The organism is Acinetobacter psychrotolerans, from assembly GCF_048552595.1.
Classification (GTDB): Bacteria; Pseudomonadota; Gammaproteobacteria; order Pseudomonadales; family Moraxellaceae; genus Acinetobacter.
In genome coordinates this window covers 103,031-117,461 of record NZ_JBIMDK010000004.1, presented here as the reverse complement: position 1 = coordinate 117,461, position 14,431 = coordinate 103,031, and the positions used below count along the sequence as shown (strand labels likewise).

Genomic DNA, 14,431 nt, shown 5'->3' with positions numbered 1-14,431 from the left:
ACTTTCCTGATTAAGGTCTCTAGACCTATTAGAAACGGTAGTGAGAGAATGCTTTGTTGGCTTCAGCCATACGATGCACGTCTTCACGTTTCTTAACAGCCGAACCCTTACCTTCAGCTGCATCAAGCAACTCACCAGCAAGACGTAAAGCCATAGTTTTTTCAGAACGCTTAACAGCAGCATCTACTAACCAACGCATAGCTAAGGCAGTACGACGGGATGGGCGTACTTCCATAGGCACTTGGTATGTAGCACCACCAACACGGCGTGCTTTAACTTCGACCATAGGACGAACTTTTTCAAGCGTAGCTTCAAAAAACTCAACTGGGTCAACTTTGTTTTTTTCTTGAACGCGGTCTAAAGCACCGTAAACGATACTTTCAGCAATAGATTTTTTACCATCTTGCATTACGTGGTTCATGAATTTAGCGATTGTTTGGCTACTGAATTTTGGATCCGGAAGGATCTCACGAGTAGCGACTACGCGACGTCTTGGCATTTTAAACTACCTATAAATATGACACTTCAGGTTTATCCAGTATCAGCACAAAGTGTCCTGTGCTATTCACTGGCCTTACTACACGTCGCTTGAATTTCACAAAATAAATGCAGAAATCAGAGCGAGACGATAAAGGATTGCGGTTCTATGGTCTAAAGAAACTAATTCTTAACGAATTATTTCTTAGGACGTTTAGTACCGTATTTTGAACGAGACTGGTTACGATCTTTAACGCCAGCACAGTCCAAAGAACCACGAACGGTATGGTAACGTACACCTGGTAAATCTTTAACACGACCACCACGGATAAGAACAACACTGTGCTCTTGTAGGTTATGGCCTTCACCACCGATATAGCTAGAAACTTCAAAACCTGAAGTTAAGCGAACACGGCAAACTTTACGCATTGCTGAGTTAGGTTTTTTAGGTGTAGTTGTGTAAACACGTGTACAAACACCACGACGTTGTGGACAAGCCTTCAACGCTGGAACTTTTGATTTTTCAACCAAAGTCGTACGACCCTTACGGATCAACTGATTCGTTGTTGCCATTTGGCAAATCTCCCGTTAATAAAAAGCCTCAAAAAATTACTACTTTTTGAGGGCATGCAATTGTAAGTCAAGATGCAAAAATGGTCAACATTCAACAGACTGTCAAATATCGACCATTTCAAGTTTTCACTACAAATTTAACCGTTAGTGATGCTAACTTTTTATTCAAATCTTTTTAATATCATCATTTTGCTCTTGATTATTAGCAGTTTTTACATCTGTAGCTTGCATTGAACTTCGTTTATGCGGCAATGTAATTTATTTACCCTGTTCTTGCTGTTTCGCCACTTCTGACAAATTTTGTTGCGTTTTTTGTTCGTTTGTTACATTTGTATCAGGATTTGGTTTTTTTACAGTACGCGCTTTACTCACTTTAACGGGTATCGCTTTCGCTGAAGTTGCTTTAGTAGCCGTAGTTTTAGCCTGAGTAACTGTAACTTGAGTTGTTTTAGCCGGTATCGGTTTTACTTGATCTGATTTCGATTCAGCTGTTTTTGTAACAGTCGGCTTAGATGATGTATTTTTAGCCTTGACTACTGTTTTAGTAGCCGATTTAACTATAGCTTCTGTACCTTTTTCATCTAAAACTTTTTGATCCGATGCATCTTTAGATTGCACAATACGATCTACGCCAGGCTCGGCAGTAATACTTTCAACTTTTACATCTGTAATTTTGTTGTCCGTTAAAAGTAATGGCTCTATTTGGGTCAGTTTTTGCAATGATTTTTCATAAGCACTCAAAGCATCAATATTTTCTTCTGGATGCTTCAATAAATATTGTCTTGCACCATTGAAAACCACTTGCGCTTTATCCGTCGCTTCATCCACCAGATTCACACTATAAACAGCACTAATACCGACACTTGCAAAAGGTGTAAGTTTGTTAAGAAATCCAAATTTTGGTAAATGATCTAACCAAGCCCATTTAAATGAACCATCTTCATTGGCAATAAATCGTTTAATTAATTCCGCATCATTATTAGAACCTAATAATTGCTGTAATTGATTCACATTATGGGTTTGCATGACATTGGCAAAAGTTCTTAGCGCAGCTAAAAGCGCATGTTTTTCTGCAATAGAACTCAAATCAATTTGTTTAAAAATATATTCAACAATATCGTGATCATTCACATTCAGCTCAAAACCATATGCACGACCAGTTTGGTAAATACTTCTCAGTGCCAATGCCAAAGAAGTTGGAACATCAATGGCGGAACCAATCACCCCTGTTGCGCCTGTCAACGTACCTTGTAAGGCTGCAATAATTTTATTTTGATTAGATAAAGCCATACTAATTCGTTGTGAACGTTCTGGGTCTTTAGCTAGCTCTTCTAAACTTTTTGCTCCAACTTCTTTTAACAACGCCTCGACAGAAGACAATTGTGAAACAAAATCATTGAGCTTATCGAAAAAATAATCCGATAATTTGTCATTCAAATCGGGTGAGATAAATGATGCCACATTGTTAATTTTTTTATAATGTCGTCCGAGTAATTGACTCGATACTTTCGGTAAATGTTCACGCATCATCTGTTGTGGATTATCGTAGTTTTTCTTTTCAAAAGAATTTTTTTCACGAGCAGAGCCATTAATTACATTTTCCTCGCTCGGCTTTTGTGTCAGTTTTACAACTGTTCCTGGCGCAATGTGGTTCGCAATATTCAATCCTGTTGAGCTGAGCTTTTTAGCTACGCCAAAAGCATTCGAAATAAAACCACCACGTTGCTTCTTATTTGAATCAGACATCTTTTCGCTCACCCATTTATATTTATTCAAGATACTAGGCATAGTTGCACTTGATCTCAACTTTAATATGTTTTGATTCGTTAAAGAAGTAAAGAATTTAACATTTTCATCATTCAAACCAATATGACACAACTTGTCGCTCATTTACACGATCAAACTATCCTTTCGGTGATTTATTAACTAAGATTAAATTAGTCTTTAATTTTATGAATTTACAAGAATGTCCGATCATATTCTAACGCAAATAAAACCAACTTCTGAACAAAAATACCACGCAGAACTTGAACGTCTAAAAGATCAAGATAAACATAGAAAGCCTGCTGGATGGCAACTGTCAGCCTATGCCGTTCGTTCATTTATTTTAGGTGATGCCAAGCTTGAGATTCAAAAAAAGTTTTACGGTGATGATGCCCTCGTAGATCGTGCATTGGTCACACTGATGGGCAATCAAGGTTTAATGTTAGTCGGTGAGCCTGGTACAGCAAAATCAATGTTGTCTGAATTATTTAGTGCTGCAATTTCGGGTAATTCACAACTGACTATTCAAGGTACAGCAGGCACAACTGAAGACCATATTAAATATTCTTGGAACTATGCTTTGCTTTTATCTGAAGGGCCGACAGATCAATCATTAATTCCTTCACCATTGTTCCATGCGATGAAAAATGGACAACTTGCTCGTTTTGAAGAAATCACCCGTTGCCCTGCTGAAATTCAAGATGTGCTAGTTTCCTTACTGTCTGAAAAGCAAATGATGATTCCAGAAATGGGGCAAAATTTTAGTTTGCATGCGACTCAAGGCTTTAACATTATTGCAACTGCAAACTTACGTGATCGTGGCGTACATGAAATGTCTGCTGCATTAAAACGTCGTTTTAATTTTGAAACCGTTAAGCCGATTCGTGACCGTCAATTTGAAATTGAATTGGTTGGCTTACAGCTTAAACAGCAACTCGCCAATTTATATAGTGAAATTCAAATTCGTCCAGAAGTAATTGAACTTCTAGTCACCGTATTCAATGAATTGAGGACAGGTCAAAGTTTACAAGGTGCAACTTTAAAAACCCCTGATGCCGTTATGTCTACCGCAGAAGCAGTGAATATTGCCCATGCCGCTGGTTTACAAGCAATTTACTTGAGTGATGGAAAATTAAAAGCTGAACATATTGCCCAACAGTTAATTGGAGTGGTGTTTAAAGACAATCCTGATGATGCAAAACGCATGCGCTACTATTTAGATACTGTGGTGAAAGAACGTTCGCGTAAAGATGAGGATTGGAAAGCATTTTTTGATGCAAGCCGTGAGTTCTGATGATGCAGAAAAAGGGCATGCAGCAACAAGCTGAAAATAATCGTGGCAATACTCAACTATTTGATGAAATGCCTGACCGATTAGCACAGTCATTTCAACTTAAACAAAAGTTAGCAGAACAAAATATTTATTTTGCCCCTGTTCGCCATCACAGCCCTGCGTGTGCCTATGCTTTGAAGCACTATATTGCAGCAATCAAACCCACACACATCTTGATTGAAGCACCGACCAGTTTTGAATTTTTAATCGAAAGTTTACAAAACACAGCAACGCAACCACCTGTTGCAATTTTTGCACAAGCTCAATCGCTCATCAAAGCGGATAGAAAGATAACAACAAGTAAAAAGTCTGAACTGGATGTAAATGTAGACCAAGAGTTTGAAAATGAAGTTGAACCGTTACCCGAACTGTTTTCAGCTTACTTTCCTTTTTGTGAATATTCACCTGAATGGGTCGCAATACAAGAAGCGAAAAAAATTCAAGCTCAAGTCAAATTTATTGACCTTGATTGGGCAAAACAAAGTGCATTAAAGACTGAACAAACTACTCTCGATTGGCAACAAAAAAGTTTGATGTCTGAACGCTATTTTGCGCACAGCCAATATATTCAAAAACTTGCATTGAAAATGCATTGTCGGAATCATGATGAGCTTTGGGATCATTTATTTGAATTACAAAGTGCTGAAGCTTTAACACAAGCCGATCACTTTTTTGATGATGTTTTTGCATGGTGCTCGCTTGCACGTTTAGATTATGAAAAAGATGTACTCTTACAAGAAGCATCTTTGCATCGTGAAGATACCATGTGGAATTGTATTCAAGATGTGATGCATCCTGATCATAACATTCTAGTGGTTACTGGTGGTTTTCACACCATTGCATTAATAGAAAGCTTATCTAAACCAGAAGAAACTGAGCGCTTTATTGTCAGAGATCAAAAGAGTCATTGGCAAGAACAATCTTGGCTCATTCGTTATAGTTTTGATCGCCTAGATGCGTTAAATGGCTATGCTTCTGGTATGCCCTCACCTGCGTATTATCAACACGTTTGGGAGAATTTAAATCAAACTGAATACCAATCTACAGAACATCAATCTTCTGAATATGAATCTATTGAAAAGAACCAACTTCATTTTTTCCAATATTTAAATGAATTGTGTCATTTCTTAGAACAAGAACATGCACTTGAAGTCACACCCTATATTGCATTAAAAAATACCGCAGAATTGGCTTGGCAATTGGCAATGCTCCGAGGGCATTACCAACCGAGTCGTTATGATCTTTTAGATGCCTTACAAACGGCATTGATTAAAGGTGAATTAGACGATGGTCAACAGCATTTATTCACCTGTATTTTTAAGTTTCTAAGTGGGCAACAACTAGGGAAAGTGGCTAAAAATCAACATAGTCCTGCTCTTTTACAAAATACTTATCAACAAGTGAAAGATTTTCGCTTTAATTTGAATGATACGATTTTACGCAATCGAAAATTAGATATTTACCGTAAACCTTTACATCAAAAAATCAGCCAATACCTTCATTTACTTGAATTTGTAAATTGTAATTTTGCACAACGTATCTCTGGGCCAGATTTTGTGCATGGTGCAAGTTTAGATTTACTGTTTGAAGAATGGCGCTATGCATGGACGCCAAGTGTCGAATCTCGTTTGATTGAACTGGCCGAAATGGGCAATCAACTTGAACAGATTGCGTTATTGAAAATTATAAAATTACAACAAGACAATGAACAAAATGGGGTTGGACAATCTGCGCTTGAAACAGCCAAATTATTAGCACTCGCTTGTCGTTTAGGCTTAAAACAACATTTGCAGCTACTTAATCAACAACTGGATGGTTATCTCGAATCTGACCAAAATCTTGCTTCTTTGATTGGTGCAGCACAACAACTGTATTATTTATGGCATGGTCGCAAACTTTTAAACTTAGCTGAAAATATAATTGCAAATAGCCTCAATCTTGCAGTGTATCAAGCGTGTTTTTTATTGGATCAGCTGTATGACACGCATGAAGAAAAAGTTACGCAGAATTTAAAAAATCTTAAAAATTTGCATGAGTTGATTCTCAATTTAAAACAGCAAAATATTCCCATCACTCATCCGAATTTGAGTGGGCAACATGTAGATCTTTTGGATTTGATGCATCAACACATAGATTTGAATAAAATCAGTGAATTTAACCTAAATTCACTTAAAGGTGCCATTCACACACTGCAATTTTTAGATCATCGAATTGAGCAAAATCAATTACAACAGCAGCTTAAACTTGCCTTTGCAATGGGCAGTGATCCTGAAGAATCGGTGCAATATTTACATGGGATGTTTTTCATTGCCCCTGAAATTTTTGTGCAATCTAAAATTGCAATTGATGCACTACATCAACTGGTTTCTCATTGGACAGAAGAAATTTTTATTCAGATTTTACCCGATTTACGTTATATCTTTAGCCAATTAACACCAAAACAAAGCAGCAAAATTGCGAAATTGATTGCCCAAATCACTGGATTGGGTGATGAAATTATTTTAGATCAAGTACTGAGCCATATTGGTGAAAAAGATGTTTTACAAGGTATTCAACTGAATCAACAACTCAACACAATGTTTGAATATGACCATTTAAAACAATGGGCTTTGAATGATATAACGACTGAAAATATTGCTGTTAAAAATATCGCTCATGAATCTTTGATTGCCAATGAATCTGAGATTAAACCAATACAGGGAGCAAAACCATGAGTGAATTGCTTCCTGATCAAAACGACCTAAACAAAGTCGAAAAGAACATTGAAAAGACAAAAATTGACTCATTAGAATCATCACAAGAGCCACAATCATCCTTAGATCAAATGGATCAAGCACGTCGTTGGCGTTTAATGTTGGGACGTTATGCAGATCAAAGCTTATCTGCGGCAAATTTGTCAGGTGATCAACTTAAACTTGAACGTAACCTCGATTACCTATATCAAAATGAATATAAACGTCGTGGAATAGAACAAGGTAAAAACCGTCATGGCGGCTTGGATGCTTCGCAACTCAATGCGATCAATTGGCTCAACCAAAGTCGTAATTTATTTCCCAAATCGACCTTTGAACGCATGCAAAAACAAGCGATTGAACGTTATCAACTGACAGAACTATTTAAAAACCCTGAACATATACGACAACTCGAACCGAATCCTGCTGTCGCCAAAGCATTATTAAGTATGCGTGGGCGTTTAAGCAGTGAGATGAAAGATGCTATTCGAGAACTAATCAAAAAAGTCGTTGAAGAGCTTTTACAGAAAATTCGCAGCCAATTTTTACAAGCTTTACAAGGTCGTCGTAACCGTTTTAAACGCTCGCAGATTAAGCAAGCGCAGAATTTTGATTGGAAACGTACCATTCAAGCCAATCTAAAAAATTATCAACCTGATTTACAAAAACTGATTATTCAAACGCCATATTTTAATGCACGAGTGCAAAAACATTTACCGTGGGAAATCGTACTTTGTGTGGATCAAAGTGGCTCAATGATGGATTCAGTCATGTACGCAGCCGTGTGTGCCAGTATTTTAGCGGCACTGCCTGCTGTGAATGTTAGCTTGGTTTTATTTGATACTCAGATTGTTGATTTGAGCCATTTAGCCCATGATCCTGTTGAAGTTTTATTGACTATACAGTTGGGTGGAGGAACCAATATTGGGCAAGCTTTGCAATATTGTCAGAAAAAAATTAAACAACCGCATCGTAGTATCTTGGTATTAATCAGTGACTTTGAAGAAGGTGCATCGGTACAACAAATGCTCAATATCACCAGTCAATTGAACCAGCAAGGCTGTAAATTGTTGGGACTTGCTGCACTCGATCAAGCTGCCAATCCTGTATACGACATCAATATGGCACAAAAACTCCAAGAACGAGGCATGCAAATTGCCGCAATGACACCTGAGCATTTGGCAACATGGTTTGCAGAGGTGATGCAATGAGTTGGCAAATTTATACCCAATATGATGAAGATAGCCTAACCATGCACAGTAATGCTGGGCTACTCAGACGTGCACGTAAATCATTAAGCGATGTCGCTCACGTTTCTAATCAACACAATCCGTTGTTATTTAAAGTTGAAGAATACGAAGTTAAATTACCCAATGAAGGCATTACCAAAGCCAGTTGTAACTGCTCTGCACAAGGTTGCTGTAAACATATTTTAAGCAGCATCTTATGGATTCAGGAGAATGCTAACCTTTTTACACAAACTGTTGATCTGGCTGAGAGTGTAGACCTATCGATTCAAAGTAATGTCTCTCAAAAAAATATTGCTGAATCAGCCATACAAAATATTGAACATGCTGAGAATACTGAAAATAAACAAAAAGATACTGTAAATACTAAAACAGCTTTAGACCTTGTCTTCGCTTTTGATATTGCCAAAATTCAGAAAAAAGTAGGCAAAGCCAATGTCCGACTGGCTTATGAATTTGTGCAAAATTGGTTGGAAAATAATGAACTGTGTCAGATAGATATACACGCTGAAAAAATTAGTTTTCAAACAGATCTGAGCCCAAACAAAGTCCTACTCTACCCAACGACAGGTTTAGACGGCATGTTATCTGAGATTATAGATAAGCAGAAAATCGCAGGGCATTTGGCATGTATTGCTTATCTATGGATCAAGAATTCGTCCGAACAATGGCAATGGTCGATTGATACAACTGAGCAAAAGCAGAGTTTAAATCATCAATTGAGCACCTATGATCTTGAGTTTATTGAAGAGCTAAAAGCGATTTGCCAAAGTTTTATCCAGCAAGGCTTGTCACATCTAGCAAAAGAATCAGTCATGGCATTACATATCTACAATATGCAAGCACGTGCACAAAGTCTACCCCGACTCGGCAGCCTCTTACGTGCTTTACATGGCACGATGAAGCAATTTTTAGACCATCATGTACACGTTGATGAACAGCTAATATTTAATCAGATTGCACATTTAAATGCTTATTTAGCCGCATTAACTGAAATCCAAAAATTACCGTCAGATGTTCAAATAGAGGCATTGGAAAAGTTACGTGGTTCAATTCGTCGTAGCTATAATCAGGAAACTCAGCAACATGAAAAACAGCAACAGGTTGCGAATGAATTATTCATTCCACTGGGTTGTGAATGGTGGAGTACGGAAAGTGGTGCACGAGGTTTAACCGTTTGTTTTTGGGATGTTGCCGACCAACAGCTAAAGAAAGTCACTCAAGCACGTGCCAACCATTTAGACCGAACTTTCGATATGCTTAGCGCAGCAAACAATGGGATTTGGGGCAGTTCTTTAAGTTATTTAATGCAACATCAAATTGAACTCACACATTTTAAAGCCAGCTCTGATACTTCGATAAGTGCCAGTGATGACACACGCTTCCTTCAAAAAGGCTTCTTCAGTGATCTTAAAAAAACTGATTTAGAACAGATGAATATTGGTCTTTCACAATGGCAAAATTTACAAGAATTGATTACACCTCATTCTAGTTTGGAGCAGCTTAAATCTCGCTATATTTTACTGCGCCATCGTAAAATTACCGCACCAGATTTAAACGAATTTGAGCAATGTTTTGAATATCGAATTGTTGATGATCACAATTTTTCACTCAAATTATCCATTCCGATTGAGCCTGAATATCGTGCTCGTATCAAACATTTAACCCAACTCATTCAAAATGATTCTGAACATAATCATCATAATGAAAAAATCATCGCGACATTAGCTAGAATTGATGCAAACACTCAACAGATTCAATTTATTCCATGTAGCGTATTTTTAGAAACAACAAAAGGTTTGAAAATATTCAGCCTAGATTATGATTATCCAAAGCAAAAGAAAGGCACATTGTCTGAACTTATTTTAGGGCGCTTTGAAAAGCTTTTAGAACAAAAAAAACAATGGAAAATTCAGCAAAATTATTCAGCTCTTGATCTATTAGTTATCGAAATTCAATCACTTTTAGAGTTCTATGCAAATACGGGACGTGCAACATTGGATCAGGATGATCATAATAAAATTCAAGACATTGCACAGCAATTTTCAGACTTAGGACTACATTTTATTGCAAAAACTTTAACGACCAATGTGCTCGAAAAAAACTTAGCACAGACACTTTTAAAGTGGCGACACGTTTTATTACAACTGCAACAGTTAAATCGACGTATAAGTTTAGAAGGTCAAATTATGTCGTGATAGATTATTTTTGATATTTTAATTCTATTCAATTTTTCTATACTTTCGATGAATAGCGTAGTGAAACTTTAAACCCAATATTTAAGAAATAGTGAAAATAGCCATCGGGGATGGAAAATTATGTTTAATCAACTCAAATCAAAATTAAGTTCAATATTCTCCCAAACGCAGAATGACGCTGAAAATATTCAAGCAGATGAAGCTTTAAAACATAAAATTGAAAGCGTGTATAAAATTTTTAATCCGCTTACAGAAATTCAAGCGGATTTAGACAAAGAAGTCACTTCGTTTATTTTTGAAGGTGAAAACCCGGAAATTTTACTCAAATTACAAAATTTACCCGATGAAAAAGCATTATTCCTATTGGGAAAACCAGGGACATACAGTTGGTACTGGAGCAACATTCAACTGGATAAAAAGCAGACCAAACTGTCTGAAAACTCTGTTCAAGCCCGTCGTCAATTTTATGGGCATTTATTTGAAGATTTAGACTCTGCACAAATTATTCGTTTTGCCAAAATTTTAGAAGCAGCATCACAACATAAAAACTTTAAAAACATCTATAATAAAGTCCCTGCTTGGTTTATTTATCTCACCATCGATATCTATATCATCATGTTTGAAAATAGAAAATTCGGTGAGTCTGACCCTGTCAAAGGAATCAAAAACAACCTAACGCTTGAGCAATTTAGACAATTGCTTGAATTTGATCAAGAAGGTTTAGGTGAAGAATTATTAAGCTATCTATTTGAACGTAAAGAGATCGACAGCTACCACAGTGATAACTTTAAACGTATTTTTGATATCCCTGATTGTAAAGAATATATCGCTGCTCGTTTGGATCAACTGAAACAAGTAATTCCAACGCTTTCCGTTATTGGACAAGAGGTTTTTGTAGATTATATTAGTGAAAAAAATGACTTACTCCTGCAAGTACCCGATTTAATTGTAAAGTTAGCCGTAGGAAAATCTAAAACGATTCGTACCAAAACTATGAGTTTACTGGCTAAATTAAATCAAGATGACAGTCAAAAATATTTAAGCGAATTTCTAGTCAATGGTAATAGTCAAGAACGTAGTTTTTCGGCAGATTTATTGGCACGTTTAGGTGCGGAAAATTTAGCAACTCTAGAGCAAGCCTTTACGCAAGAAAAGCAAAAATCTGTACAGCAAAATTTACACATGGCGATTCAGCGCCTGAAATCTGTAAATACAGCGCAAGCTCAAGAAAATTTTGAAATTCCGTCTTTTGAACCTTTCACTTATCAAAATATCCCGAATCGTTTTACTCAGGATATTTTAGATAACTATAAGGAGTTACTTGAAAAAGCTGAACAATCCGCACTTGAAGAAATTGAATACAATAAAGAAGAACCGAGCTATAAGCGCACATGGGCGAAAGATCATTTAACGCAAATGAAAAAAATCAGCCAAGAATCTTTAATGAAAGTTGTTGATCAATTAAATGGTGAGGTTGCAGTTAAAAACTTACACAACATTGAAAATATTATTAGTTATAAAAATAAATATCAAAATATTCAAGAACTTTCACTTGTTCATATCTTAAGAATGTCATCATTTAGAGCGCATAACAATCATGTACATTGGCCCAATATTCTCCCTAAATTAAAGCCTGAGCAATATTTACATTTAGAATTACGCCAATATGTGAATGCCTTAGAACTGGCAAATTATAAAAATCCAAAACGATTAATCGCAAAAGCGATGTTAAGCGGTCATTGGAATAGCTTGAATGACTATATTGTTGATTCTGAAAAAGTTTGGCCGTTCTTTGCAGAAAATCCAGAATATCTAACCGAAGCTTTGGGTTTATCTCCATCACTTGAAGAAAGTCGCTATCAATTTTTTGAACCGTCATCTGCAATTCAAGTTTTGACTCATTTTCCACAACTGCCGCAGCAATTTATTCCACGCTTACTTGAATATGCATTGGGTGAAAATAAACGGCTACGTTTTGATGCTCAAGAAGCATTAAAAAAACTTCCAGATATTCATGAACGCGCAATTGAAGCACTCGAATCGGGTAAGCAAGAAATCCGGATTACTGCAATTGACTGGTTGGCTCGTTTACAACATCAAGATGCATTAAAACCGCTCAATGCATTATTAAAAAAAGAGAAAAAAGAGGTGGTTCGTGCAGCCTTATTAACTGCACTTGAAAAACTCGGACAAGATATTAGTGCTTATCTAAAGCCAACTGTTTTACTTAAAGAAGCTGAAACAGGCTTAAAAGCTAAACTCTCAAGCAGTTTCACATGGTTTGATTTTGAAACTTTGCCTAAAGCCAAATGGCAAGATGGAAAAGAGGTAGATCCACACATTATAAAATGGTGGGTGATTTTAGCTGAAAAACTGAAAGAACCGAAAGCCAATGAATTGCTACAACGCTATCTCGGTTTGCTCGATGACAAGAGCCAACAACAATTGGCGAATCATCTTTTGCATAGCTTTATTTATCAAGATACTTTAAGTCCGACATTGGATGAAGCCAATATCTATGCAGCTCAGGAAGCCCCGAATCGTTTGAAAGCTTATCGTGACTCATACAAAAATTATGGTGAAAAATATCCTGAATATTATGGCAAATACGGCACAATCAGCTTGGAAGAAGTGATTGAAGAATTAAAACGTGAAAAATTGTCTATCTATTTAGGTTCAGCCATTAAGAGTAAAGGTTTGCTCGCTTTAACTGTGAATGCCCAAGGAAGTTTTGCAGTTAAACAATTGCAAAACTATATGAAGCAGCACTACCCACGTCGCTCGCAAATTGAAGCGATGATTTCGGCATTATCTATCAGTAATGATCCTTTAATTATTCAACTTTTATTGTCGTTATCACGTCGTTATCGGACTGCTTCTGTGCAAACTTTGGCAAATACTTTAGTTTCTGAAATTGCTGAACGTAACCAATGGACAAGTGATGAATTGGCTGACCGTACCATTCCAACCGCTGGGCTAGATGAAAATGGTGTACTGAATCTGGAATATGGTACTCGTAATTTTATAGCGATTGTGGATGATAAAGAAAAATTCGTTCTAAAAAATGAAGAAGGTAAAGAAATTAAAGCCTTACCTGCTGCACGCCAAGATGATGATGAAAGCATCATTAAAGAAGCCAAAGCATTATTCAGTACCAGTAAAAAAGAATTTAAACAAGTTGTTGATATGCAAACAGATCGTTTATATGAAGCGATGTGTAGTGAACGTCAGTGGAATGTTTCAGAGTGGCGAGAGTATATTTTCGAACATCCTATTATGAAACGTTTAATTCAACGTTTGGTATGGCTTGAAATTAAAGCGAATGGCGAAAAAGTTAGTTTTAGACCCAGTGATGATGGTGCTTTATTGAATTTGGAAGATGATGAAATTGAATTGAGTGCGGACAGTAAAATCCAAATTTCTCACGCTGTTTTAGTGGGCATAGATGAAGCAAAAGCTTGGATTGCACATTTTAAAGATTATAAAGTGAAGTTTTTATTTGAGCAGATGATGCATTTTGTACCTCAGTTTGAAAATGACCATGCTATTAATGATAGCGCTTCTACAAACGATGTTAATAAAAATGCCACCGAAATTAATGATCATAAAGGTTGGTTAACCGATACCTTTACTTTACGTGGTGTGATTACTAAATTGGGTTATCAACGTGCCAGTATTGAAGATGGTGGCTCTTTTGACCGTTACACCAAGCCGTATAAACAACTGGGAATTCATGTCCAAATCATCTTTAGTGGGAGTTATGTGCCTGAAGAAAATATTCCTGCCGTGTTGTATGAATTGGCATTTTCTAAACAGACCAGTTACTCATGGAATAGTAATGACCTGCCACTTAGTGAAGTTCCACCTATCTTATTAGCAGAAAGCTATGCAGATTATTTAAAAATAGCAGATGCGACCAAAGGTTTTGACCCAGACTGGGAAAAGAAAACCCCTTGGTAAAATTTGTATCATACAAAGCAATTTTGAGTATTCTTAAACAATGACCATCTATAATGAAATATCATTATGGATGGTTTTGCCTAATTTTCATGAAAAGCACTGCTATATTATTCCTTTAAAATTTCAAATAAAGTGAAGTATGACCTT

The 14,431-nt window shown here is 36.6% G+C and carries 8 protein-coding genes; 5 read left to right on the top strand and 3 right to left on the bottom strand.

Annotated features, from left to right (window positions below; genetic code table 11):
- Positions 1-28 precede the first annotated feature (28 nt).
- The 3 genes from rpsG to ACG94X_RS05160 form a co-directional block, all read right to left on the bottom strand.
- Complete coding sequence (gene rpsG, locus ACG94X_RS05170) at positions 29-499, bottom strand: 30S ribosomal protein S7 (protein ID WP_419382673.1); 471 nt, start codon at positions 497-499, stop codon at positions 29-31.
- A gap of 176 nt (positions 500-675) precedes the next feature.
- Positions 676-1,050 carry a 30S ribosomal protein S12 gene (gene rpsL, locus ACG94X_RS05165; protein WP_002050319.1) on the bottom strand — a complete coding sequence of 125 codons (375 nt, stop codon included), beginning with the start codon at positions 1,048-1,050 and terminating at the stop codon, positions 676-678.
- Positions 1,051-1,308: 258 nt separating this feature from the next.
- Positions 1,309-2,796 (bottom strand): EcsC family protein, encoded by a 1,488-nt coding sequence (locus ACG94X_RS05160; RefSeq protein ID WP_419382672.1) that lies wholly within the window; start codon positions 2,794-2,796, stop codon positions 1,309-1,311.
- Positions 2,797-3,016: 220 nt separating this feature from the next.
- Between ACG94X_RS05160 and ACG94X_RS05155 the strand changes: the two genes are divergently transcribed.
- The 5 genes from ACG94X_RS05155 (at position 3,017) to ACG94X_RS05135 (ending at position 14,284) form a co-directional block, all read left to right on the top strand.
- Positions 3,017-4,108 carry an AAA family ATPase gene (locus tag ACG94X_RS05155; protein WP_419382671.1) on the top strand — a complete coding sequence of 364 codons (1,092 nt, stop codon included), beginning with the start codon at positions 3,017-3,019 and terminating at the stop codon, positions 4,106-4,108.
- Positions 4,109-4,125: 17 nt separating this feature from the next.
- Positions 4,126-6,861 (top strand): DUF5682 family protein, encoded by a 2,736-nt coding sequence (locus ACG94X_RS05150; protein ID WP_419382802.1) that lies wholly within the window; start codon positions 4,126-4,128, stop codon positions 6,859-6,861.
- Positions 6,862-6,971: 110 nt separating this feature from the next.
- Entirely contained in the window at positions 6,972-8,090 is a 1,119-nt protein-coding gene (locus ACG94X_RS05145; protein ID WP_419382801.1) for a VWA domain-containing protein, read from the top strand.
- The gene (locus tag ACG94X_RS05140) at positions 8,087-10,324 is read left to right on the top strand and encodes an SWIM zinc finger family protein (RefSeq protein ID WP_419382670.1); all 2,238 of its coding nucleotides are present in this window, start codon (positions 8,087-8,089) and stop codon (positions 10,322-10,324) included. The genes ACG94X_RS05145 and ACG94X_RS05140 overlap by 4 nt, the downstream gene beginning before the upstream one ends.
- Before the next feature lie 120 nt (positions 10,325-10,444).
- Positions 10,445-14,284 (top strand): DUF4132 domain-containing protein, encoded by a 3,840-nt coding sequence (locus ACG94X_RS05135; protein ID WP_419382669.1) that lies wholly within the window; start codon positions 10,445-10,447, stop codon positions 14,282-14,284.
- Positions 14,285-14,431 lie beyond the last annotated feature (147 nt).

Coding starts and splice junctions, on each gene's coding strand:
- ACG94X_RS05150 (WP_419382802.1), top strand. CDS start 4,126: ATGCAGCAACAAGCTGAAAATAATCGTGGCAATACTCAACTATTTGAT.
- ACG94X_RS05145 (WP_419382801.1), top strand. CDS start 6,972: ATGGATCAAGCACGTCGTTGGCGTTTAATGTTGGGACGTTATGCAGAT.
- ACG94X_RS05155 (WP_419382671.1), top strand. CDS start 3,017: ATGTCCGATCATATTCTAACGCAAATAAAACCAACTTCTGAACAAAAA.
- ACG94X_RS05160 (WP_419382672.1), bottom strand. CDS start 2,796: ATGTCTGATTCAAATAAGAAGCAACGTGGTGGTTTTATTTCGAATGCT.
- rpsG (WP_419382673.1), bottom strand. CDS start 499: ATGCCAAGACGTCGCGTAGTCGCTACTCGTGAGATCCTTCCGGATCCA.
- rpsL (WP_002050319.1), bottom strand. CDS start 1,050: ATGGCAACAACGAATCAGTTGATCCGTAAGGGTCGTACGACTTTGGTT.
- ACG94X_RS05135 (WP_419382669.1), top strand. CDS start 10,445: ATGTTTAATCAACTCAAATCAAAATTAAGTTCAATATTCTCCCAAACG.
- ACG94X_RS05140 (WP_419382670.1), top strand. CDS start 8,087: ATGAGTTGGCAAATTTATACCCAATATGATGAAGATAGCCTAACCATG.